Consider the following 20,176-nt stretch of genomic DNA (forward strand, 5'->3'; position numbering starts at 1 on the left):
GCCATCTGACCCGGTCAGATGGCGAAACGCTGCTGGAGTACCGAGAAGCCGTTGTCTTTCCGACAGGCTCCTATGAGGTCACGGACACCCGCGAGCACACGCGATGGCATCACCCGAGGGCCGACGATTCAACACACAGACAGCCGAAGCGCCAGTCAGACCCAGAGTCAGGCCCCCGAGCGATGCCGCCTGCATCCTCACTGTCAGACCCCTCTGCCACGATCGGTGCATGGGATTCTTCGACGATCTGGTGTTACCGGAGGAACCGGCCGCCGAGCGGACGGTATGGGTCAGGCTGGGCCCGCCGGAAGTGGACGCCGGGCGGTACGCGCCGCCGGTTGACTGGTTCGCTCCGGCGCTGCTGTCGCAGCTTGAGGTGCTCGGCGTCGGTCCGGACACCAAGGTGCTGCTTACGGGATGGTCCGTGTGGCCGCAGGCAGCCACCCTGCATCTGGCGGTCTTCCGCAGGACCCGCCAACAGAGCACGGCTGCGGGGCGGCAGTCCGGGTTGCGGGTGGGTCTGCTGTTCTCCGACGGCCGCCGGGTGACCTCGCTGGACGGCACGACAGACCGGAGTGTGGAGATCACCGGTCCGCAGGGACAGGTGACCGTGGCTTCCACACCGCAAGCGATCGGGCTGATCCCGCTGGATCCCGGCTTGCACCCTTCCCGCAGGTCCCTCTTCAAGACCGACGTCGACCTGTATCTGGCAGAGCTGCCAACCGCCGGAGAGGCTCAGCTGGTGGTGGAGTGGCCGGACGAGGGGATTGCCGAGACCCGCACCTCGGTCGACGTGGCGGCGCTCCATGCCGCCTCGGCGCGGGCGCTCGAGGTCTGGCCGGGGCTAGAGCCGCCGGATCCGTCAGAGCAACCGGGCACCTTCGGGTACATGGAGGTGAGCGGACCGCCTGCTTTCCTGGCGCCGCCCCTGACTCGGCACCAGCGCGAGATGCTGCGCCGCCAGGAGAAAGCCCGCAGGCGCTCTGTGCCGCGGGCCGACTGGCAGCAATTGGGTTACGAGGACTGGGGGGACGCGACCCTGATCCGTGCTCGGCTGGAGGCTGGGGCACCGCCCGACACCCGCGTCGGATGGCCTGGCACCACTCCGCTGCATCTGACGGCGGAACGAGGGGCAGCGGAAGCGGTCGCCGCGCTCTTGTCGCATCACGCGGAGGTCGACGCACGCGACGACGACGGACACACACCGCTGTGGTACGCCGCCTGCAGCGTAGACGAGGGCAGTGTCAAAGCGCTGATCGACGCCGGGGCCGATGCGTGGACGCCACAGAGCGGGCCCTGGTCCCCGGGCCGGCTGCTGCTGACGACCTCGCTCGCACCCCTCGTCGCGGATCTACCGGGGGCGGTGGAACTGCCCGCCGATGAAGCCGCGGCGTTCACAGCGGCGGACGCGCTCATCGCGGCCTTCGGCGAGCAGGAGCTGTGGACCGAAGGACTCGGCATCTGCTTCGTGCCGGGCCTGAGCGAGGACGAGGTGATCCGGCGGCTCGGCGCCGACCCCGCGCAGTGCCCGAAAGCAGACTCCGAGCATGCGCCCTTCGATCCGATGGACTACGACGAGTCCCTCCGCTACGTGGGCGTGACGGAGGTGCCCGGGGCCCCTGGCGGCTGCGCGATCACGCAGGACGGCTATATGCCGAGCGACGACGCCGTACTGCGTGCGATATCGGCGGGCACCGCAGCCTACGGCGTCTACTTCAACCCCAAGGGCGGGACATTCGGCACCCTGGCCCGCGATGGCGAAGTCGTCGAGCACGAGGAGATAGGCCTCCAGCCGGACAGCCCCGACCCGGCCACGCACTGGCACTTCCGCTTCTGGCAGCGCCGGTCCGCCTTCCCGCACGACGCCGACACACTCGCCTACGCCTGTGCCGCGGCGGGGCTGAGGATCCACGACGGCCAGGACCTCACGGATCGCGACGCCCCGCGCCGCTGGGTGCCGCTGCCCTCGCACCTCCAGCGCTGAGGTCCCGAGCCATGGGCCGGGGAGGCGCACATGCCCAGGGAAGCAGGAGCGCCTCCTCGGCTTGGCGCGGCGTGCTGCATCCACGCCAACTGCCTGAACGACGACGAACGGCATCCGGAGCAGGTCAGCGCCCGCTCCAACCGGCAGAAGGCCTGCCAGGACCCCACACTGGTTCGTGCACGACAACGCCGCCGAATGCTGCCGCCACCTCGCCCACTGGACCGCCGTGAAACTCCAGTGGGACCTGTCGGTGGATCAGGACGAACAGTCCACGCCAGGCATCACCTGCACGGCGAGCTGATCAGTCCCTGAGTCGCTGTAACGTGCTTGCCGAAGGAAGCAGGCAGCAACAAGCGACACAGGAGCGGGAATGCCAGGTGGCATACACGGCAGCATGATGACACCGGCGGGCCGTGCGGATGAGCCGCCCGCTGAGGCCGTCGCACCGTGGAAGTCGGTGCGGCGTACCGTCGCGCTGGTGATTTTCGGGTGGGCGACCGCTGTGGGCACTGCCGGCGTCGCGTACCTGACGTTGGGGTCGGAATGGATCCCCATCACAGTCGGTCTTGTGCTGTGCCTGGCGTCCGCTGTGGCGCTGCTTTTGCTCCATCGGGCCCTGTGGCTGACGGTCCTGTCCTCGGTGCCGGCGCTCTTCGTCCTCGTCGGGGCCGTGCAGTACGCGCCTGAAGCGGCACTGGAGTTGCGCGGTGTACGGGAGAACGTCGTCATCGTGGCCGACAGTGCGGCCGGAACGTCGAGCAACAATCACCGCTTCACCCTTCGGGCCAAGGACGGAAGCGAGCTGGAAGAGAAGCTGGGCTACAACGGTGACGTGTGGGTTCCCAAGGTGGGCGACCGGCTCGACGTCATTCGTGATCCGGAGGGCGAGGTGCCGATGGAGCAGGCGGATGACGTGGACGCCGCGGAGCGGATGGGTGGCCTGATCGCCGGCACGGTGGGCTGGACACTGATCGCGGTTCTGGCCGGCTGGCGTGGTCACGTTCGACGCCGCCGGGGCCACGGCGAGTCCTTGCTCCTGCAACTCGCGTATTGACGGCGGCTCCCGAGGAGCGACCGCGCTGACGAACCGTCGGACTCTCCCGGATCCACGGGCTTCAGGCCGCCGCCCTCCTCCCGATCGCCCGCGTCCATAGGGTCGGGAAGACCGCTTCACGCGCCCGCATCCGGAGCCGGTCGTAGATCCTCGGCCAGGAGCCGTAGCTCTCCGGCACGTCCCGCCAGGGGCTGCCGGTACGGAACCGCCACATCACCGCGAAGTAGCTGCGCAGGCCAGGGAGATCGCAGTCCGGCGGTACGGTGGTGAGGTGGCGAACATCTTCTCCGGTGGGGGCCGGGAGCTGGATCTGTCCAATGGCGGCACCGAGGTGTTTGTCGAGGTGCTGATGCTCGCTGTGTCAACTCTTGCATGCGAGGCCTGGGACCTTCGCTTCGCGGCGCTACTGACCTTGCAGGACCAGAACATGATGGGCCGTGGTGCGGTCGGTTTCCATCTGGAGGAGGTCGACTGGGGCACCGGCGAGTCCGAGCGCGCGCGGTCCAAGGACTTCGTACTGCGCGCCACGGCACTTGCGGCGAGCGGGCATCGCTGGAGCGAGTTGGGCTATCACCCGCCCCGCGTGCGTGACCACCTGGACCAATTCAGGATCATGGTGGAACATTTCACCCCGCCGGCCGGCAGCGGCCCATATCAGCACTTCCCGGGGCCGGACAGGGCGGCGACGACGTCCTGCGCGCGTCACCGTGTCCTCAGCGGGCTTCCTTACTGGGAAGGCTGCTTCCTGTGTCACCGGCCCGGGTAGCTGTGGTGGCCGGGGGAATCCGGTCCCGGGCGCACGACTCGGCGGTGCTGGGCTGACGGGATCGCGATGGCCGCGGAGCGGGATCATGTCCGCCCCCCTCCTGGCTCGCCGCCGGGCATATCGCCCGGTTCGAATGCGTACACGGCGCCGGCTGTCCGCGCGGACATCGGCGTAACCCAGGGTCGAGGAGAGCACCGTGCCTCGCGTGGAGTCCTGCCCAGCGTGCCCTCGGCCTGCTGAGCGCACGGAGGTGTGCATCGTCGTCCCGCGCACCCTCGTTCCCCCAGTCGTCCTCGGAGAACGACGACAGATCCGTACCCCAGCCCGCCGCAGGAAATCACCTACGCCGGGAAAATGCCCGCGCGAGCTATCCCGCGCCCCTATGAGCCCGTAGGCCTCCGATGGCACTACTCCAGCAGTTGGCGCAGAACCGTGGCGGGAATGCGTGTTCTCACGACGTCTGCCTGAGCCGGGGGTCAGGGAGTGATGGTGTGTGTGTCCGGGCCCGTGGAGGCCGTCTCGGGGCGGGCAGGTGACGAAGCGCCGTACCAGGGCCGACGGCACGGCGCCCCGTCGTGGGAGGAAGGGGCAGATACCGGGGCCGGCCACGTACGTGAACGCGTCGACTGCCGTGTCCGACCCCGCGGGGTTGGTCACCACCACATCGACCGCACCCGCGGTGCCGGGCGGGGTGACCGCCGACAATGTGGTGGCGTTGATCACCGAGAACGGTGCCGGGGCGCCGTCGAAGGTGACCGAGTCGGTCGTGTCGAGGTTGGTACCGGTGATCGTCACCGCCGTCCCGCCCGAGGTCGGCCCCGAGGCGGGGTTGACGGTCGCGACCGTCGGAGTGTCGACGTAGGTGTAGGTCAGGCCGTTGTTGGTGCCGCCCGCGGTGGTCACGCTCGCACGATCCGTCGGCTCCGCCAAGGCCGGTGTCGCGGCGTCACGCGAGGGAGTGGCGGACGGAACAATCACCGCGCACGTTCCAGCCGGACCACGATCGACTTGGACGTCGGTGTGTTGCTGATGTCCGCGGTGGAGTCCAGGGGAACGAGGACGTTGGTCTCGGGGAAGTAGGCGGCACAGCAGCCACGCGGGGTGGGGTAGGAGACCGTTCGGAAGGCCGGTGCCCGGCGTTCGACCCCGTCGGAGAACTCGCTGATGATGTCGACCGGTTGGCCGTCTGCCAGGCCCTGTGCGGCGAGGTCGTCGGGGTGGACGAACAGCACTCTGCGGCCCTGGCTGATGCCGCGGTAGCGGTCGTCCAGTCCGTAGACGGTGGTGTTGAACTGGTCGTGCGAGCGGAGGGTCTGCAGCAGGAGCCGCCCCGGCGGGACGCGCAGGACGTCCAGCCGGTTGACGGTGAAGTTGGCCAGTCCCGTCCTGGTGGGGAAGCGCCGCTCGTCTCGGGGCGGGTGCGGCAGGGCGAAGCCACCCGGTGTCCGCACCCGGGCGTTGAAGTCCTCGAAGCCGGGGATCACCCGGGCGATCCTGTCCCGGATCCGGTCGTAGTCCGCCGCGAAGTCAGCCCACGGCACGTGTGGTCCGTCGCCCGCGAGGGCCTCGTCCGCCATCCGGCAGATGATCGCGACCTCGCTCAGCAGGGCGTCGGAGGCGGGTACCAGCCGGCCGCGTGAGAGGTGCACCATGCCCATGGAGTCCTCCACCGTCACCTGTTGCTCTCCGGCAGGCCTCAGGTCGGCTTCGGTGCGGCCCAGGCAGGGCAGGATGAGGGCCTGGCGGCCGGCCACCGCGTGGGACCGGTTGAGCTTGGTGGAGATCTGCACCGTGAGCTCGCAGGAACGCAGCGCGCGCTCGGTCAGCTCGGTGTCGGGGGCGGCGGAGACGAAGTTGCCGCCGAGGGCGACGAAGACCCGTACCCGCCCGTCCCGCATGGCCCGGATGGTCTCCACGGCGTCGTGGCCGTGGGGGCGCGGCGGCTCGAAGCCGAACTCCGCGCCGAGCGCGTCGAGGAAAGCGGCGTCCGGCTTCTCGTGGATGCCCATCGTCCGGTCGCCCTGGACGTTGGAGTGGCCGCGCACGGGGCAGAGTCCGGCGCCGGGGCGTCCGATGTTGCCGCGCAGGAGCAGGAAGTTGACGACGTCGCGGATGGTCGGCACCGAGTGGCGGTGCTGGGTGAGGCCCATGGCCCAGCAGACGACGATCTTCTCGGCGGCCAGGACCTCCTGGAACGCCTCCCGGATCTCCCGCGCCGACAGGCCGGTGGCCTCCAGGACGTCGCCCCAGGGCGTCGTGCGGGCCTGGTCGGCGAAGTCCTCGAAACCGTGGGTGTGCGCGGTGATGAAGTCGTGGTCGAGGACGGTGCCGGGGGCGTCGTCCTCCGTCTCCAGGAGCATGCGGTTGAAGGCCTGGAAGAGGGCCTGGTCGCCGCCGAGCCTGATCTGCAGGAAGAGGTCGGTGAGTTGGGTGCCGCTCCCCAGTACGCCGGAGGGTCGCTGGGGGTTCTTGAAGCGCAGCAGGCCGGCTTCGGGGAGGGGGTTGACCGAGATGATCCGGGCTCCCCGGTCCTTGGCGGTTTCGAGTGCCGAGAGCATCCGGGGGTGGTTGGTGCCCGGGTTCTGCCCGACGACGAGGATCAGGTCCGCCTCGTACAGGTCCTCCAGCCGGACGCTTCCCTTGCCGATGCCGATGGTCTCGGTCAGGGCCGAACCGCTCGACTCGTGGCACATGTTGGAGCAGTCGGGCAGGTTGTTGGTGCCGAGGAGGCGGACGAAGAGCTGGTAGACGAAGGCGGCCTCGTTGCTCGCACGGCCGGAGGTGTAGAAGGCCGCCTGGTCCGGTGAGTCGAGTGCGCGCAGCTCCCGGGCGACGACGGCGAACGCCTCGCCCCAGGAGACCGGCCGGTAGTGGTCGCTGCCGGCCGGGCGGTACAGGGGGTGCGTCAGGCGGCCTTGCTGGCCGAGCCAGTAGTCACTGCGTCCGGCGAGCTCCGAAAGGGTGTGCTCGGCGAAGAAGCGGGGGCCGACCCGGCGCAGGGTGGCCTCCTCGGCCACCGCCTTGGCGCCGTTCTCGCAGAACTCGGCGCGGTGGCGGTGCCCGGGCTCGGGCCAGGCGCATCCGGGGCAGTCGAAGCCCGATTTCTGGTTGACGCTCAGCAGCGTGAGCAGACTGCGGCGGGCGCCCATCTGCGCGTGGGCGTGGCGCAGGGAGGAGGTGACCGCAGGGAGGCCCGCGGCGTGGTCCTCGGGCGGGCCCACCCGCAGACGGGAGTCACCGGGGTCCTCGGCGGGTGCCTTGCGGGCCATCGGCTAGTGCTCCGCGAGGTTCGCGCGGGTTCCGAGACGGTCCTGGACCCAGTCGTGGAACTCGCCGATGTGGTGCTCGCTGGGCACCAGGACTCCGCCCTTGGCGTACAGCCGGGAGCTCATGGCCGGCTGGCAGCGCTCGCAGGCGTCGAAGTCCTGCCGGTTGACCCGGTCGAACAGCTCCACCGACCGGCTGACGTCCCGGCCGCTGTCCACCACGCCCTTGAGGTACAGCCAGTCGCACTCGACGATGGTGCGATCCGCGGCGACCGGGAACATCCGGTGGAAGATCACGTGGTCGGGCACGAGGTTGATGAACACCTGCGGGCGCACCGTGATGGCGTAGTACCGGCGGTCCTGTTCCTCGGTGACGCCCGGGATGCGGTCCAGGCCCTCCGAGCCGTCCACGGTGAAGCCCCGGACGTCCGCGCCGAACTCGGCGCCGTGCCCCACGTAGAACTGCGCGGCGTACCCGTCGGCGAACTCCGGCAGCACTTCGGTGAGCTCCGGGTGGATGGTCGCGCAGTGGTAGCACTCCATGAAGTTCTCGACGATGAGCTTCCAGTTGGCCCGGACGTCGTAGACGATCCGCCGGCCGACCTCCAGGCTCTCGACGTCGTAGCGCTCGATGGACTCGACGTCGCCCAGGCGCGCGACCACGTCGGCGATCACCGACTTCTCGAACGGCGGCGGGTTCTCGGCGAGGCACACCCACACGTAACCGAGCCACTCACGGACCGCCACGCTGGCCAGGCCGTACTCGGTGCGGCCGATGTCGGGCATCTTGGTCAGGTTCGGGGCCGCGACGAGTTTGCCGTTCAGGTCGTAGGTCCAGGCGTGGTACGGGCACTGGAAGGCGCGCTTCACCTCGCCGGACTCCTCGGTGCACAGCTTCGCGCCCCGGTGCCGGCACACGTTGAAGAAGGCCCGGACCGAGCGGTCCCGGGAGCGGGTCAGCAGGACGCTCTCCCGTCCGACGTCCACGGTCCGGAACGCACCCGGCGTCGCCAGTTCCGACGAGCGTGCCGCGCAGAACCACATGGACTCGAAGATGTGCTCCTGCTCCAGGCGGAAGATCTCCGGGTCCGTGTAGTGGTCGCCGGGAAGGGTCGCGATCAGGCTGTCCGGCAGGCCGGTCGTAGTCATGGTTCACCTCGGAGTGAAGCGCCCCGGTCGGGCGAGTGGTTGCCTCATACGCAACGGACCTCTTGCTACGCAACTCACAGTGCAGTCCGCCCGAAGCACTGTCAAGACCTTGACCACGGACCGCAAGAGCCGGGACCATGTTGCGTATCAGTCCCACTGTTGCGCAATACGCACTTCCCTCAGGGAGGGCTCTGTGTCTCTTGGACCCGCCACCGGCCGCGAGTTCGTCCTCACTCTGTCGTGCCCCGACCGTTCGGGCCTCGTCCACGCCGTCACCGGCTTCCTCGTCCGGCACTCCGGGAACATCCAGGAGAGCCAGCAGTTCGACGACCGGCTCGAGGACCGCTTCTTCATGCGGGTGCACTTCGACGTCACGGACCCGGGCATGACGCTGGAGGACCTGAAGTCCGGCTTCGCCCCGGTGGCGGAGGCGTACCGGATCTCCTGGCAGCTGTTCGAGGCGTCGACCCCGACGCGCACGCTGATCATGGTGTCGAAGTTCGGGCACTGCCTGAACGACCTGCTCTTCCGTTGCCGCACCGGCGCACTGAACATCGAGGTGCCGGCGATCGTCTCCAACCACCGGGACTTCCAGCCGCTCGCCGAGAGCTACGGAATCCCGTTCCACCACGTGCCGGTCACCCGGGAGACGAAGCCCGAGGCGGAGGCGCGACTGCTCGAGCTCGTCGAGGAGCTGGACATCGACCTGGTGGTCCTCGCCCGCTACATGCAGATCCTGTCGAACGACCTGTGCAAACAGCTGGAAGGCCGGGCGATCAACATCCACCACTCGTTCCTGCCGAGCTTCAAGGGCGCCCGGCCCTACGTCCAGGCGCACGAGCGCGGCGTCAAGCTCGTCGGAGCGACGGCCCACTACGTCACCCCGGACCTCGACGAGGGGCCCATCATCGAGCAGGACGTCGTCCGAGTGAGCCACTCACAGGGGCCGGACAGCCTGGTCGCCCTGGGGCGTGACGTCGAAGCGCAGGTCCTGGCACGGGCGGTGGAATGGCACAGCCAGAGCCGCATCATGGTCAATGGCAACCGGACCGTCGTTTTCCGTTGAGGAAAAGTGGCCACCGGCCCTCACACCTGTTGACCATTTCACCTAGGGTTTCGCCATGAGCAACCACGGTGCCGAGTCCGCAGGCGCTCCGAGCGGCGGAGTGCAGTCCGTTGACCGTGCTGTCGCCGTGCTGGAGATCCTCGCCCAGCACGGCGAGGCGGGCGTCAGTGAAGTGGCAGCGGCGATCGACGTCCACAAGTCCACCGCCTTCCGCCTGCTCGGCGCCCTGGAAGCGCACGGCATGGTCGAACAGGAGAGCGAGCGCGGCAAATACCGTCTCGGCTTCGGAGTCGTGCGCCTGGCCGGCGCGGTGACGGGCCGTATCGCCGTCACCCGGTACGGGCGGGGCATCTGCGAGCGTCTCATCGACGACGTGGGCGAGACGATGAACATCGCCGTCCTCGAGTCCCACCACGCGATCAACCTCTACCAGGTGCGCAGCACCTCGGCCATCGCCGCGCAGAACTGGGTGGGACGGCAGACTCCGCTGCACTGCACGTCGAGCGGCAAGATCCTCCTCGCCCACCTCGACCGCAAGGACCGCGACGAACTCCTCGCCGAGACCGGCCTGCCCCGTATGACACCGCGCACGGTGACGTCCAGGAAGAAGCTGGAGGCGGACCTCGCCGAGGCCCGCGAGCAGGGCTACGCCGTCACCGTGGAGGAATACGAGGAGGGCCTCAACGCCGTGTCCGCGCCCGTACGTTCGGACGAGGGGCAGGTCGTCGCCGCTCTCAGCGCGTCGGGCCCGGCCTTCCGGATGACCGAGGAGCGGATGCACGAACTGGCACGACTGCTCGTCGCGGCAGCGGACGAGCTCAGCCGTCGTCTCGGTTACACGGGCTGAGGCTCGCCGGCCAGAAGAGGACTCGCACGCAGAGCGGCGGTCGGAGAGCCGGTGACGGACACCGGGTCTCCGACCGCCGCCTTCGTGGTGCCCGTGTCAGCCCGTCCACTCCACGGCGGCGTCCAGCAGCCAGTCCGTCAGGTAGCCGGCGAAGGAGGAGCGCACCAGGACCCAGAACCCGGCCCTGGGGTCGTCACGGGCCACCAGGACGACCTGGGTGCGGCCCAGGGTCGTCTGGGCGCAGCGGCCCGGGCCGAAGACGCGTGTGTGCAGGTCGAGCGAGCAGCCGTGGGCGAGCAGGTCGCGGGCACGGGGGCCGGCGACGAGGAGCGTGGTGCGCTGAGCCGAGACGTCGACGACGGACACGGGCTCGTCACCGGCGGCCTCACGGATCCGGCTCTCCAGGCCGCGCCGGCCGCCCGGCGGGCCCACCACGAGCCACTCGTCGGGGCCGAGCCACAGCGCGGTCAGCTCTCCGGCGCGTACGACGGTGCCGGGCTCGACGGGCAGTTGCAGGCCCAGCGCCAGCCCCACGGCGTCCGCCGCCGCTCCCTTGGGATCGAGGCGGACGTTGATCTGGGTCAGGAAGGGGAGTTCCGCCAGCCGGACGGCGCCCCCCGAGGTGCGGGTCGCGGCGGCCAGCCGGTCCGTGGCGTGCGACAGGGGGCTGCGGAGCGGGGCGGTAAGGGCGGTGTCAGCCATCGCGGCGGGCTCCCTCGGGGTCGTAGAGGACGGGGCTCGCGACGGTCACCGGGACCAGCCGGTCACCGACGGGTGCGTAGAGGCGCTCACCGATGCGCTCGCGTCCGCCCTTGACCAGCGCGAGCGCGAAGGTCCGGCCGAGGGCCGCGCTGCGGTAGCTGGACGTGACATGGCCGAGCATCGGAACGGGGGGTGAGGGCAGCACGCTGTCGGCGACCAGCTGCGTGCCCTCGGGGAGGAACGTGCCCGGGTCCTCCGGGAGCAGACCTACCAGGTGCTTGCGGTCGGGGCGGGCGGTGTCGGCACGGGCGAAGGAACGCTTGCCGATGAAGTCGGGCTTCTTCTTCGACACCGCCCAGCTCATGCCGAGATCCTGCGGCGTCACCGTGCCGTCGGTGTCCTGTCCGACGATCGGATAGCCCTTCTCCGCGCGCAGGACGTGCATGGTCTCCGTGCCGTAGGGCGTGATGCCGTACGGGGCGCCCGCCGCGTACAGCGCCTCCCACAGGGCGAGGGCCTCCCACGGCGACACGTTGATCTCGTAGGCCAGCTCGCCGGAGAAGCTGATCCGGCACACCCGGGCCTCGATGCCCGCGACCGTCGTGTCCCGCCACGCCATGAACGGGAAGTCGTCGTTCGCCACGGCCAGTTGGGGCGCGAGTGAGCCGAGCACCTCGCGGGACTTCGGACCGACCAGGGCGACGGTGGCCCACTGTTCGGTCACGGAGGTGCAGTGGACCTTCAGCTCGGGCCACTCGGTCTGGAGCCACTCCTCCATCCAGTCCAGCACGGTGGCGGCGTTGCCCGTCGTGGTGGTGACCAGGTAGCGGTCCTGGCCGAGGCGGATGACGGTGCCGTCGTCGAAGACCATCCCGTCCGGGCGGCACATCACGCCGTAGCGGATCATGCCGACCTTCAGGGTGCTCATCATGTTGGTGTAGAGCAGGTCGAGGAAGGCGGCGGCGGCCGGGCCCTGGACGTCGATCTTGCCGAGGGTGGAGGCGTCCATGAAGGCGACGCCCTCGCGGGCGGCGGCGCATTCGCGCAGCACGGCCGTCTCCATGTCCTCGCCGTCCTGCGGGTAGTACCAGGGCCGCTTCCACTGGCCGACGTTCTCGAAGAGAGCGCCGTGCCCGGCGTGCCACTCGTGCAGGGCGGTCGTGCGGACCGGGTCGCTCAGCACGCCGCGGTCGCGGCCTGCGAGGGCGGCGAAGGAGACGGGGGTGTACGGGGGCCGGAAGGTGGTCGTGCCGAGCGCCGAGATGTCCACGCCGAGCAGTTCGGCAACGACACCACTGGCCAGGACGCCGGAGGTCTTGCCCTGGTCGTTGGCCGTGCCGGCCGTGGTGTAGCGCTTGGTGTGCTCGACCGAGCGCATTCCGGCGCCGGTCGCCCGGGCGAGGTCGTCCACGGTGACGTCGCGCTGGAGGTCGACGAAACGCGGGGCGCCTTCCCGGCCGGGGACGGTGAACACCGGCATGGACGGCGTCTGCGGCTGTGCCGCCACCTGCGGCAGGCGGGGCGCCTCCGAGGTGTAGCCCTCGGCCTCGATCGCGCGGGCGCCCGCGGCCGCCCCCTGCGCGAGGACCCGGGCCAGGTCGAGGACGCCGCTTGCGGCGCCCGCGACCTCCACGGCCTGGCGGGAGGTGTGGGGGACGAAGCTGCCGAGCTCCTCGTCGTGGCGGAGCTTGCCGCCCGCCTGGCTGAACAGGTGCGCGACCGGGTTCCAGCCGCCCGAGACCAGGAGCAGGTCGGCGGCGAACTCCCGTCGCCCCGCTGTCTCCCCGTACGGGGCGACGGTCACGGCGGTGAGACGGGGGGCACCGACCGTGGCGGTGACGGCATGGCCCGTCAGCACCTCGATGCCGGCCCGGCGGGTACGCTCCGCCCACTCCCCCGGCTCGGGGCGGGTGTCGACCACTGCCTCGATGGCGACGCCTGCCGCGGCGAGGTCCAGCGCCACCGGGTAGGCGCTGTCGTTGGTGGTGAAGACGACCGCGTGGCGGCCGGGCAGGACGCCGTGGCGGTTGACGTAGGCGCGGGCCGAAGCGGCCAGCATCACGCCGGGCCGGTCGTTGTCCGCGAAGGCCAGCGAGCGTTCATGGGCGCCGGTGGCGAGGACGACGTGCCGGGCCCGGATGCGGTGGACCCGCTCCCGGGAGATCTTCTCGGGAGCCGCAGCGCCGAGGTGGTTGGTGCGGCGCTCGACGGCGAGCAGGTGGTTGTCGTCGTAGTAGCCGAAGACCGTGGTGCGGCGCAGGACTCGTACGTCGGGGGCGGCGTCGAGCCGGGCGGTCGTCTCGGCCACCCAGTCGAGGAGTTCGCCGGTGCCGAGGAGGCTGCCGCCGGGGTCCGGCTGGTCATCGGCGAGGATGACGCGGGCGCCGGAGCGGGCGGCGGCCGCCGCCGCGGCGAGGCCGGCCGGACCGGCGCCGACGACCAGGAGGTCGCAGTGGGTGTGCACGGCGTCGTAGCGGGCCGGGTCCGGTTCGGTGGCGAGGCGGCCCTGGCCGGGGAGGCCGGTCGCGACGAGGCCGTCGTAGAGCTCGACGACGGTGGCCGGGAGCATGGGCTCGGGGAACGGTTCCTCGATCTGGACGACCGCGTTGGGTTCCTCGACGCCGGCCGAGAAGATGCCGCGGGGGCGGCCGAGTTTGATGCTGGTGCCGGTCTGGATGACGCCGTTGGCGAGGAGGGCGGAGGCGAGGGTGTCGCCGCTGTAGCCCTGGTACTCCGTGCCGTCGAAGGTGAAGGTGAGGGGCTGGTCGCGGTGGATTCGGCCTCGGGTGGGGTGGCGGAAGGGCTGGTTTGTCTCCCCCACCCCGCCCCTTCCCGAAACCAGGGGCTCTGCCTCCGGGCCCCGCTGGGGGCTCTGCCCCCGGACCCCCGCTTCGGCCTGAACGGCCTCGTCCTCGAGCGCCGGACGGGCTGGGTGCGCTGAGCGCGGCTGAGAGATCACCGGGCGCTCCTCCCCCGCCCGGTACACCGTCAGGATCTCGTTCGTCGACGTGTCCCGTACGGCGTTGAACCAGCGGCGGCAGCCCGCGGCGTGGCTCCAGCGCTCGGCGAAGGGGCCCCTGGGGTTGTCGCGGAAGAAGAGGTAGCGGGCCCACTCCTCGTCGGTGAGGGACGCCGGGGCCTCCGGGTACGGCACATGGGCCTGGCCGCCGTAGTGGAACTCGGCCTCGTCGCGAGGTCCGCACCACGGGCAGGGGATCAGCAGCATGGATCGGCTCCCAAAGCTTCCAGTGGTCCTAGTGGGCCACCGCGGCCGCGCCGTGCTCGTCGACGAGCGCGCCGGTGGTGAAACGGTCGAGCGAGAAGGGGGCGTTCAGCGGATGCGGCGTGTCGTGGGCGATGGTGTGGGCGTAGACCCAGCCGACACCGGGAGTGGCCTTGAAACCGCCCGTTCCCCAGCCGCAGTTGAGGTACAGGTTGTCCACCGGGCTGAGGCCGGTGATCGGTGAGGCGTCGGGGCTGACGTCGACGATGCCGCCCCAGGTGCGCAGGACGTGGGCGCGGGCGAAGACCGGGAAGAGTTCCAGGGCCGCCGCCATCTGCTCTTCGATGATGTGGAAGGCGCCGCGCTGGGTGTAGGAGTTGTACGCGTCGATGCCCGCGCCCATCACCAGCTCGCCCTTGTGCGCCTGGCTGACGTACACGTGGACCGCGTTGGACATGACGACCGTCGGGTGGACCGGTTCCAGCAGCTCCGACACGAGCGCCTGCAGGGGATGGCTCTGCACGGGGAGTTCGATGCCCGCCATGGCCGCCAGGACCGAGGTGTGGCCCGCCGAGCAGAGCGCGACCTTGCCCGCGGCGATCGGGCCCCGGGTGGTCTGGACTCCGATCACCCGGTTGCCGGCCACGTCGAGGCCGGTGACCTCGCAGTTCTGGATGATGTCGATGCCTGCGGCGTCGGCGGAGCGGGCCAGGCCCCAGGCGACGTGGTCGTGTTTGGCGATGCCCGCGCGCGGCTGGTAGGTGGCGCCCAGGACGGGGTAACGCACGTCCGGGGAGATGTTGACGATCGGGCAGACGTCCTTGACTCCGTCCGCGTCGAGCCATTCGGCGTCCACACCGTTGAGCCGGTTGGCCTCGACGCGGCGCACGCTGTCGCGGACGTCCTGGAGGCTGTGGGCGAGGTTCAGCACGCCGCGCTGGGAGAAGAGGATCGGGTAGTCGAGTTCGTCCGCCAGGCCCTCCCACAGCTTGAGGGCGTGCTCGTAGATTCCGGCGCTCTCGTCCCAGAGGTAGTTGGAGCGGATGATCGTGGTGTTGCGGGCCATGTTGCCGCCCGCCAGCCAGCCCTTCTCCAGCACGGCGACATTGGTGATGCCGTGGTTCTTCGCCAGGTAGTGGGCGGTGGCCAGGCCGTGTCCGCCGCCGCCCACGATGACGACGTCGTAGGAGCGCTTCGGCTCCGGGTTGCGCCACAGCCGGTCGGGGTGCTCGGGGAGCTCGGCGCCGGGGGTGCGGGGGGTCATCGGGCGGCTCCGTTGTCGGACAGGTGCGGGTAGAGCGGGTGCTTGGCGGCCAGGGCCTCGGTGCGGGCGCGCAGGGCGGCCACGTCCGGCTCCGGCTGGAGGGCGAGGGCGATGACGTCCGCGACCTCGGCGAAGTCATCCTCGGTGAAGCCCCGGGTGGCCAGGGCGGGGGTGCCGATGCGCAGGCCCGAGGTGACCATGGGCGGGCGCGGGTCGAAGGGCACGGCGTTGCGGTTGACCGTGATGCCGATGTCGTGGAGCAGGTCCTCGGCCTGGCGGCCGTCCAGCTCGGAGTCGCGCAGGTCGACCAGGACGAGGTGGACGTCCGTGCCGCCGGTCAGCACCGTGACTCCGGCGGCTGCCGCGTCCGCCCGGGTGAGGCGTTCGGCGAGGATGCGGGAGCCGGCGAGCGTGCGGGCCTGGCGTTCGGCGAACTCCGGTGTCGCGGCGACCTTGAACGACACCGCCTTGGCGGCGATGACGTGCTCCAGGGGGCCGCCCTGCATGCCGGGGAACACCGCCGAGTTGATCTTCTTGGCGAGGTCGGCCTCGTTGGTGAGGATGACGCCGCCGCGCGGGCCGCCGAGGGTCTTGTGCGTGGTCGTGGTCGTGACGTGGGCGTGCGGCACGGGGCTCGGGTGCAGCCCGGCCGCCACCAGCCCGGCGAAGTGCGCCATGTCGACCATCAGCAGGGCGCCCACCTCGTCGGCGATCCTGCGGAAGGCCGCGAAGTCCAGCTGCCTGGGGTACGCCGACCAGCCCGCGATGATCATCTTGGGGCGGTGCTCCTTGGCCAGCCGCTCGACCTCGTCCATGTCGACGAGGTTGTCCGCCTCGGACACGTGGTAGGGCACGACGTTGAGCATCTTGCCGCTGTAGTTGATGCGCATGCCGTGCGTGAGGTGCCCGCCGTGCGCGAGGTCGAGGCCGAGGACGGTGTCGCCGGGCCGGAGCAGGGCGAAGAAGACGGCGGTGTTCGCCTGGGCGCCCGAGTGCGGCTGGACGTTGGCGAAGCCGGCACCGAACAGGGACTTGACGCGCTCGATGGCCAGCCGTTCGGTGACGTCGACGTGTTCGCAGCCGCCGTAGTAGCGGCGGCCGGGGTAGCCCTCGGCGTATTTGTTGGTCGCGACCGAACCCTGGGCCTCCATCACGGCGGAGGGCGCGAAGTTCTCGGAGGCGATCATCTCCAGGGTGGACTGCTGGCGGTGCAGTTCGGCGCGGAGCGCGGCGTGGACCTCGGGGTCCAGCTCCGCCAGGGGGGTGTTCAGCGCGTTCATACGGCGTTCGCGTTCCTCTCGGCGGCCTCGACGACATTGGCGAGCAACATGGCGCGGGTCATGGGGCCCACGCCCCCGGGCATCGGCGCGAGCCAACCGGCGACCTGGGCGGCGTCCGGATGGGTGTCTCCGACCAGGCCCTGGTCGGTGCGGGTGATGCCGACGTCCAGGACGGCCGCACCCGGGCGCAGCATGTCCTTGGTGATCAGCCCGGGTGAGCCGGCGGCCGCGACGACGACGTCCGCCTCGCGTGTGTGCCAGGCCAGGCCCTTGGTTCCGGTGTGGCAGAGGGTCACGGTGGCGTTCTCCGAGCGGCGGGTGAGGAGGAGCCCGATGGGCCGTCCGACCGTGATGCCCCGCCCGATGACGCACACGCGCGCTCCGGCGAGGGGCACGTCGTGACGGCGGAGCAGTTCGACGATGCCGCGTGGGGTGCAGGGCAGCGGTGCCTCGACGCCGAGGACGAGCCGGCCGAGGTTGACGGGGTGCAGTCCGTCGGCGTCCTTGGCCGGGTCCATGCGCTCCAGTACGGCGCCCGCGTCCAGGTGGCGGGGCAGCGGGAGCTGGACGATGTAGCCGGTGCAGGAGGGGTCGGCGTTGAGCTCGTCGATCGTCGCCTCGACCTGCTGCTGGGAGGCGTCGGCGGGCAGTTCCCGGCGGATCGAGGCGATCCCCACCTGGGCGCAGTCCCGGTGCTTGCCCGCGACGTATGCGTGACTGCCGGGGTCGTCACCGACCAGGACGGTACCCAGGCCCGGCGCCCGTCCGGTGGTAGCGGCCAACTTGGCCACACGTTCGGCGAGTTCACCGCGAACGGCGGAGGCAGTGGCCTTTCCGTCGAGGAGTTGTGCGGTCACCTGGAGTGTTCCTTCCGGCGAGGCTGTGGTGGAACGGCCTTGAGGGGCGCGGGGCTGTGTCGATCAGCGGCTCCGCCGCGGGGCGCGACAAGCCACGACGCACCCGCAGACGAAGACTCAGCCACGCAAACGGGACATGGTGGGGTCGAAGAGAGGCTCCTCGGCGACCACGGCCTCAACAGACTGGTCGAAGTACCCGATGTGCAGAACAGCCCCCGGAGCGGCCAGTTCCACCGGCAGCCACGCATAGGCGATGCCCTTGCCGATCGTGTATCCATACGCGGCGCTGGTGACGTACCCCACCGCACGGTCCCCGTCGTACACCGGCTCCTTGCCCATGACCACGGCCTTCGGGTCGTCGATCGTGAGACAGGTCAGCTTCCGCCGGACATCGGCCTTGCGCCGCTCCAACGCGGCCTTCCCGACGAAGTCGTCCTTGTCGAGCTTCACGGCGAAGCCGACACCGGCCTCGTACGGGTCGTGTTCGTACGTCATGTCCGTGCCGAAGGAGCGATAGCCCTTCTCCAGGCGGAGACTGTTGAAGGCGCCCCGCCCGGCCGCGATGCCGCCCAGCGGCTCGGCCGCCCGCCACAGCGTGTCCCATAGCTTCTGCCCCAGGTCGGCGGTGGTGTACAGCTCCCAGCCGAGCTCGCCTACGTACGACAGGCGCATCGCAGTGACGGGCACGGAGCCGATGTGGGCGCGCTTGGCGCGGAAATACTTGAGGCCGGTCGCCGAGAAGTCGGCGTCGGTCAAGGGCTGGAGGACGTCGCGGGCGCGCGGCCCCCACAGGCCGATGCAGCAGGTGCCGGGGGTGATGTCGCGGACCTGGACGGTGCCGTCGCCGGGGAGGTGGCGGGTGAACCAGTCGAGGTCCAGGTTGCCGTTGGCGCCGACCTGGAAGAGGTCGGGGGCCAGCCGGGCGACGGTGACGTCGCTGCGGATGCCGCCGTCGTGGTCGAGGAGCAGCGTGTACGTCACCGAGCCGACTGACTTGGCGACCTTGCCGGTGCACAGCCGCTCCAGGAAGTCACCGGCGCCGCGCCCGCTGACCTCCAGCCGCTTGAGGGCCGTCATGTCGTACAGGGCGACGGTCTCGCGGGTGGTCTGTGCCTCCGCGGCGACGATGGGCGACCAGTACCGCGCTGCCCAGTCGTTGGGAGTGACGATGGAACGTCCCTCGACCAGGCCCGCGTTGGCCTCGTACCACTGGGGGCGCTCCCAGCCGTTCGCCTCCAGGAAGAAGGCACCCAGCTCCTGCTGCCGGCTGTGGAACGGGCTGGTGCGGATCGGGCGCGGCTCCCCGGACGGCTGGAGGGGGTGGAGGATGTCGTAGACCTCGACGAAGTTCTGGCAGTCGCGGGCCAGTACGTACTCGGGCGAGAGCTGGTGCGGTTCAAAGCGGTTGACGTCGCACTCGTGCAGGTCGAAGGAGGAGCAGTAACCGTCGACCAGCCACTCGGCCATGGCCCTCCCGACGCCCGCGGAGTGGGTGACCCAGACGGCCTCGGCGACCCAGAAGCCCTTGACGTCCGGGGACTCGCCGAGGAGCGGCAGGCCGTCGGTGGTGAAGGAGAACAGGCCGTTGATGCCCTCCTCCACCTTGGCGTCCTTCGTCGCCGGGAGCAGTGACTGCGTCTCGGTCCAGGCCTCCTCGAAGTCCTCCTCGGTGAACTTCAGGACGGAGGGCATCTGGTCGGACTCGTCCACGGAGAGGATGTCGTCGGCGGAGATGGGCATGGGGCGGTGGCCGTAGTAGCCGATGCCCAGGCCGTCGAAGCGGTCGCGGTAGTAGAGGTCGGCGTCCTGGTGACGCAGGATCGGGCGGACCGCCTCCTGCGTCTGCCCGGCCAGGGCGGGGACCGGGCCCGTCCAGGCGAGCTGGTGGGCGAGCGGGGTGAGCGGGAGGTTCATGCCGGCCATGCGGGCGATCTTCGGGCCCCAGATGCCGGCGCAGCACACGACGATGTCGGCCGGGATCTCGCCCTGGTCGGTCAGGACGCCGGTCACCTCGCCCTCGGCCTGCTGGACGTCGAGCACTTCGTGGCGGGCGAGGAAACGGACACCGCGCTCGGTGGCCCGGCGGATCTGCGCCTCGACGGCGAGGACCGCCTTGGCGAGACCGTCCGTCGGTACGTGGAGGCCGGCGAGGACCTTGTCCGGGTTGACGAGCGGGTGCTGTGCGACGCACTCCTCGGTGGTCAGCAGCCGGGACTCGATACCCCAGGAGGCGAGCCAGCCGTGGCGCCGCCGGAGTTCGGTGGCGCGCTCCGGGCTGGTGGCCACCTCCAGGCCGCCGACCTGGAGGAAGCAGGGCTGCCCGTCGACATCGAGGGAGCAGAGCTTCTCGACGGTGTAACGGGCCATCTCGGTCATGGTCTTGGAGGGGTTGGTCTGGAAGACCAGGCCGGGGGCGTGCGACGACGAGCCCCCGGTGGCAGGCAGTGGGCCCTGGTCGACCACGGTCACTTCGGTCCAGCCGCGCGCGGAGATCTCGTCGGCGAGCGCTGCCCCCACGACGCCCGCTCCGATGATGACCACCCGGGGTCCCGCCATCGCCGCACCTCCGACGTTGAAAGCGATCCAGTTGCTGTCTACGCAACAGGGTTCAGGTTGCGCAACTCAATGTGCCCGCCGTGCATCGGCGTGTCAAGGGGTCCGCGACGCCGGAAAAACACCCGGGCGCGACGGGGAGGTACCACCGCAAAACGACGAGGC

At 70.4% G+C, this 20,176-nt stretch carries 15 protein-coding genes and 1 pseudogene; 6 read left to right on the plus strand and 10 right to left on the minus strand.

Annotated elements, in window-relative coordinates:
- Positions 1 to 229: 229 nt before the first annotated feature.
- The 3 genes from AB0937_RS37090 to AB0937_RS37100 all read left to right on the plus strand — a co-directional run bounded on the left by AB0937_RS37090 (position 230) and on the right by AB0937_RS37100 (position 3,038).
- Positions 230 to 1,984: an ankyrin repeat domain-containing protein gene (locus tag AB0937_RS37090; RefSeq protein ID WP_366718389.1), complete on the plus strand. Its 1,755-nt coding sequence runs from the start codon at positions 230 to 232 to the stop codon at positions 1,982 to 1,984.
- A 175-nt stretch (positions 1,985 to 2,159) separates the two neighbouring features.
- Positions 2,160 to 2,285 carry a hypothetical protein gene (locus AB0937_RS37095; RefSeq protein WP_366718391.1) on the plus strand — a complete coding sequence of 42 codons (126 nt, stop codon included), beginning with the start codon at positions 2,160 to 2,162 and terminating at the stop codon, positions 2,283 to 2,285.
- Positions 2,286 to 2,354: 69 nt separating this feature from the next.
- Positions 2,355 to 3,038: a hypothetical protein gene (locus AB0937_RS37100; protein WP_366718393.1), complete on the plus strand. Its 684-nt coding sequence runs from the start codon at positions 2,355 to 2,357 to the stop codon at positions 3,036 to 3,038.
- 61 nt (positions 3,039 to 3,099) lie between these two features.
- On the opposite strand, the gene AB0937_RS37105 is transcribed toward AB0937_RS37100, so the two are convergent.
- Positions 3,100 to 3,252: a transposase gene (locus AB0937_RS37105; protein WP_366718395.1), complete on the minus strand. Its 153-nt coding sequence runs from the start codon at positions 3,250 to 3,252 to the stop codon at positions 3,100 to 3,102.
- A 57-nt stretch (positions 3,253 to 3,309) separates the two neighbouring features.
- On the opposite strand from AB0937_RS37105, the gene AB0937_RS37110 reads away from it, so the two are divergent.
- Positions 3,310 to 3,804 (plus strand): hypothetical protein, encoded by a 495-nt coding sequence (locus tag AB0937_RS37110; protein ID WP_366718397.1) that lies wholly within the window; start codon positions 3,310 to 3,312, stop codon positions 3,802 to 3,804.
- Between the two features lie 591 nt (positions 3,805 to 4,395).
- Here the strand turns inward: AB0937_RS37110 and AB0937_RS37115 are convergent.
- From AB0937_RS37115 to AB0937_RS37125, 3 genes and pseudogenes are all read right to left on the minus strand, one after another.
- A pseudogene (locus tag AB0937_RS37115) lies at positions 4,396 to 4,710 on the minus strand (IPT/TIG domain-containing protein); the annotation flags it as partial.
- A 68-nt stretch (positions 4,711 to 4,778) separates the two neighbouring features.
- Complete coding sequence (locus AB0937_RS37120; RefSeq protein WP_366718399.1) at positions 4,779 to 7,073, minus strand: FdhF/YdeP family oxidoreductase; 2,295 nt, start codon at positions 7,071 to 7,073, stop codon at positions 4,779 to 4,781.
- Positions 7,074 to 7,076: 3 nt separating this feature from the next.
- Positions 7,077 to 8,219 carry an aromatic ring-hydroxylating dioxygenase subunit alpha gene (locus tag AB0937_RS37125; protein ID WP_366718401.1) on the minus strand — a complete coding sequence of 381 codons (1,143 nt, stop codon included), beginning with the start codon at positions 8,217 to 8,219 and terminating at the stop codon, positions 7,077 to 7,079.
- A gap of 193 nt (positions 8,220 to 8,412) precedes the next feature.
- Between AB0937_RS37125 and purU the strand changes: the two genes are divergently transcribed.
- Together purU and AB0937_RS37135 are read left to right on the plus strand one after the other, a co-directional pair.
- The gene (gene purU, locus AB0937_RS37130; RefSeq protein WP_366718403.1) at positions 8,413 to 9,285 is read left to right on the plus strand and encodes a formyltetrahydrofolate deformylase; all 873 of its coding nucleotides are present in this window, start codon (positions 8,413 to 8,415) and stop codon (positions 9,283 to 9,285) included.
- Positions 9,286 to 9,340: 55 nt separating this feature from the next.
- On the plus strand, positions 9,341 to 10,132 hold the full coding sequence (locus AB0937_RS37135) for an IclR family transcriptional regulator (protein WP_366718405.1): 792 nt from the start codon (positions 9,341 to 9,343) through the stop codon (positions 10,130 to 10,132).
- A 96-nt stretch (positions 10,133 to 10,228) separates the two neighbouring features.
- On the opposite strand, the gene AB0937_RS37140 is transcribed toward AB0937_RS37135, so the two are convergent.
- The 6 genes from AB0937_RS37140 to AB0937_RS37165 all read right to left on the minus strand — a co-directional run bounded on the left by AB0937_RS37140 (position 10,229) and on the right by AB0937_RS37165 (position 20,014).
- Entirely contained in the window at positions 10,229 to 10,834 is a 606-nt protein-coding gene (locus AB0937_RS37140) for a sarcosine oxidase subunit gamma family protein (RefSeq protein ID WP_366718407.1), read from the minus strand.
- Positions 10,827 to 14,060 (minus strand): sarcosine oxidase subunit alpha family protein, encoded by a 3,234-nt coding sequence (locus tag AB0937_RS37145; RefSeq protein ID WP_366718409.1) that lies wholly within the window; start codon positions 14,058 to 14,060, stop codon positions 10,827 to 10,829. Before AB0937_RS37145 ends, AB0937_RS37140 begins: the two co-directional genes overlap by 8 nt.
- A 28-nt stretch (positions 14,061 to 14,088) precedes the next feature.
- Positions 14,089 to 15,321, minus strand: coding sequence for a sarcosine oxidase subunit beta family protein (locus AB0937_RS37150; protein ID WP_366718411.1), 1,233 nt, complete (start codon positions 15,319 to 15,321; stop codon positions 14,089 to 14,091).
- Positions 15,318 to 16,601 carry a serine hydroxymethyltransferase gene (gene glyA, locus AB0937_RS37155; protein ID WP_366718413.1) on the minus strand — a complete coding sequence of 428 codons (1,284 nt, stop codon included), beginning with the start codon at positions 16,599 to 16,601 and terminating at the stop codon, positions 15,318 to 15,320. Before glyA ends, AB0937_RS37150 begins: the two co-directional genes overlap by 4 nt.
- On the minus strand, positions 16,598 to 17,458 hold the full coding sequence (locus tag AB0937_RS37160; RefSeq protein WP_366718415.1) for a bifunctional methylenetetrahydrofolate dehydrogenase/methenyltetrahydrofolate cyclohydrolase: 861 nt from the start codon (positions 17,456 to 17,458) through the stop codon (positions 16,598 to 16,600). Before AB0937_RS37160 ends, glyA begins: the two co-directional genes overlap by 4 nt.
- Positions 17,459 to 17,575: 117 nt before the next feature.
- Positions 17,576 to 20,014 (minus strand): FAD-dependent oxidoreductase, encoded by a 2,439-nt coding sequence (locus tag AB0937_RS37165; RefSeq protein ID WP_366718417.1) that lies wholly within the window; start codon positions 20,012 to 20,014, stop codon positions 17,576 to 17,578.
- Positions 20,015 to 20,176 lie beyond the last annotated feature (162 nt).

It is taken from the genome of Streptomyces sp. NPDC047880, from assembly GCF_040706515.1.
Taxonomy (GTDB): domain Bacteria; phylum Actinomycetota; class Actinomycetes; order Streptomycetales; family Streptomycetaceae; genus Streptomyces.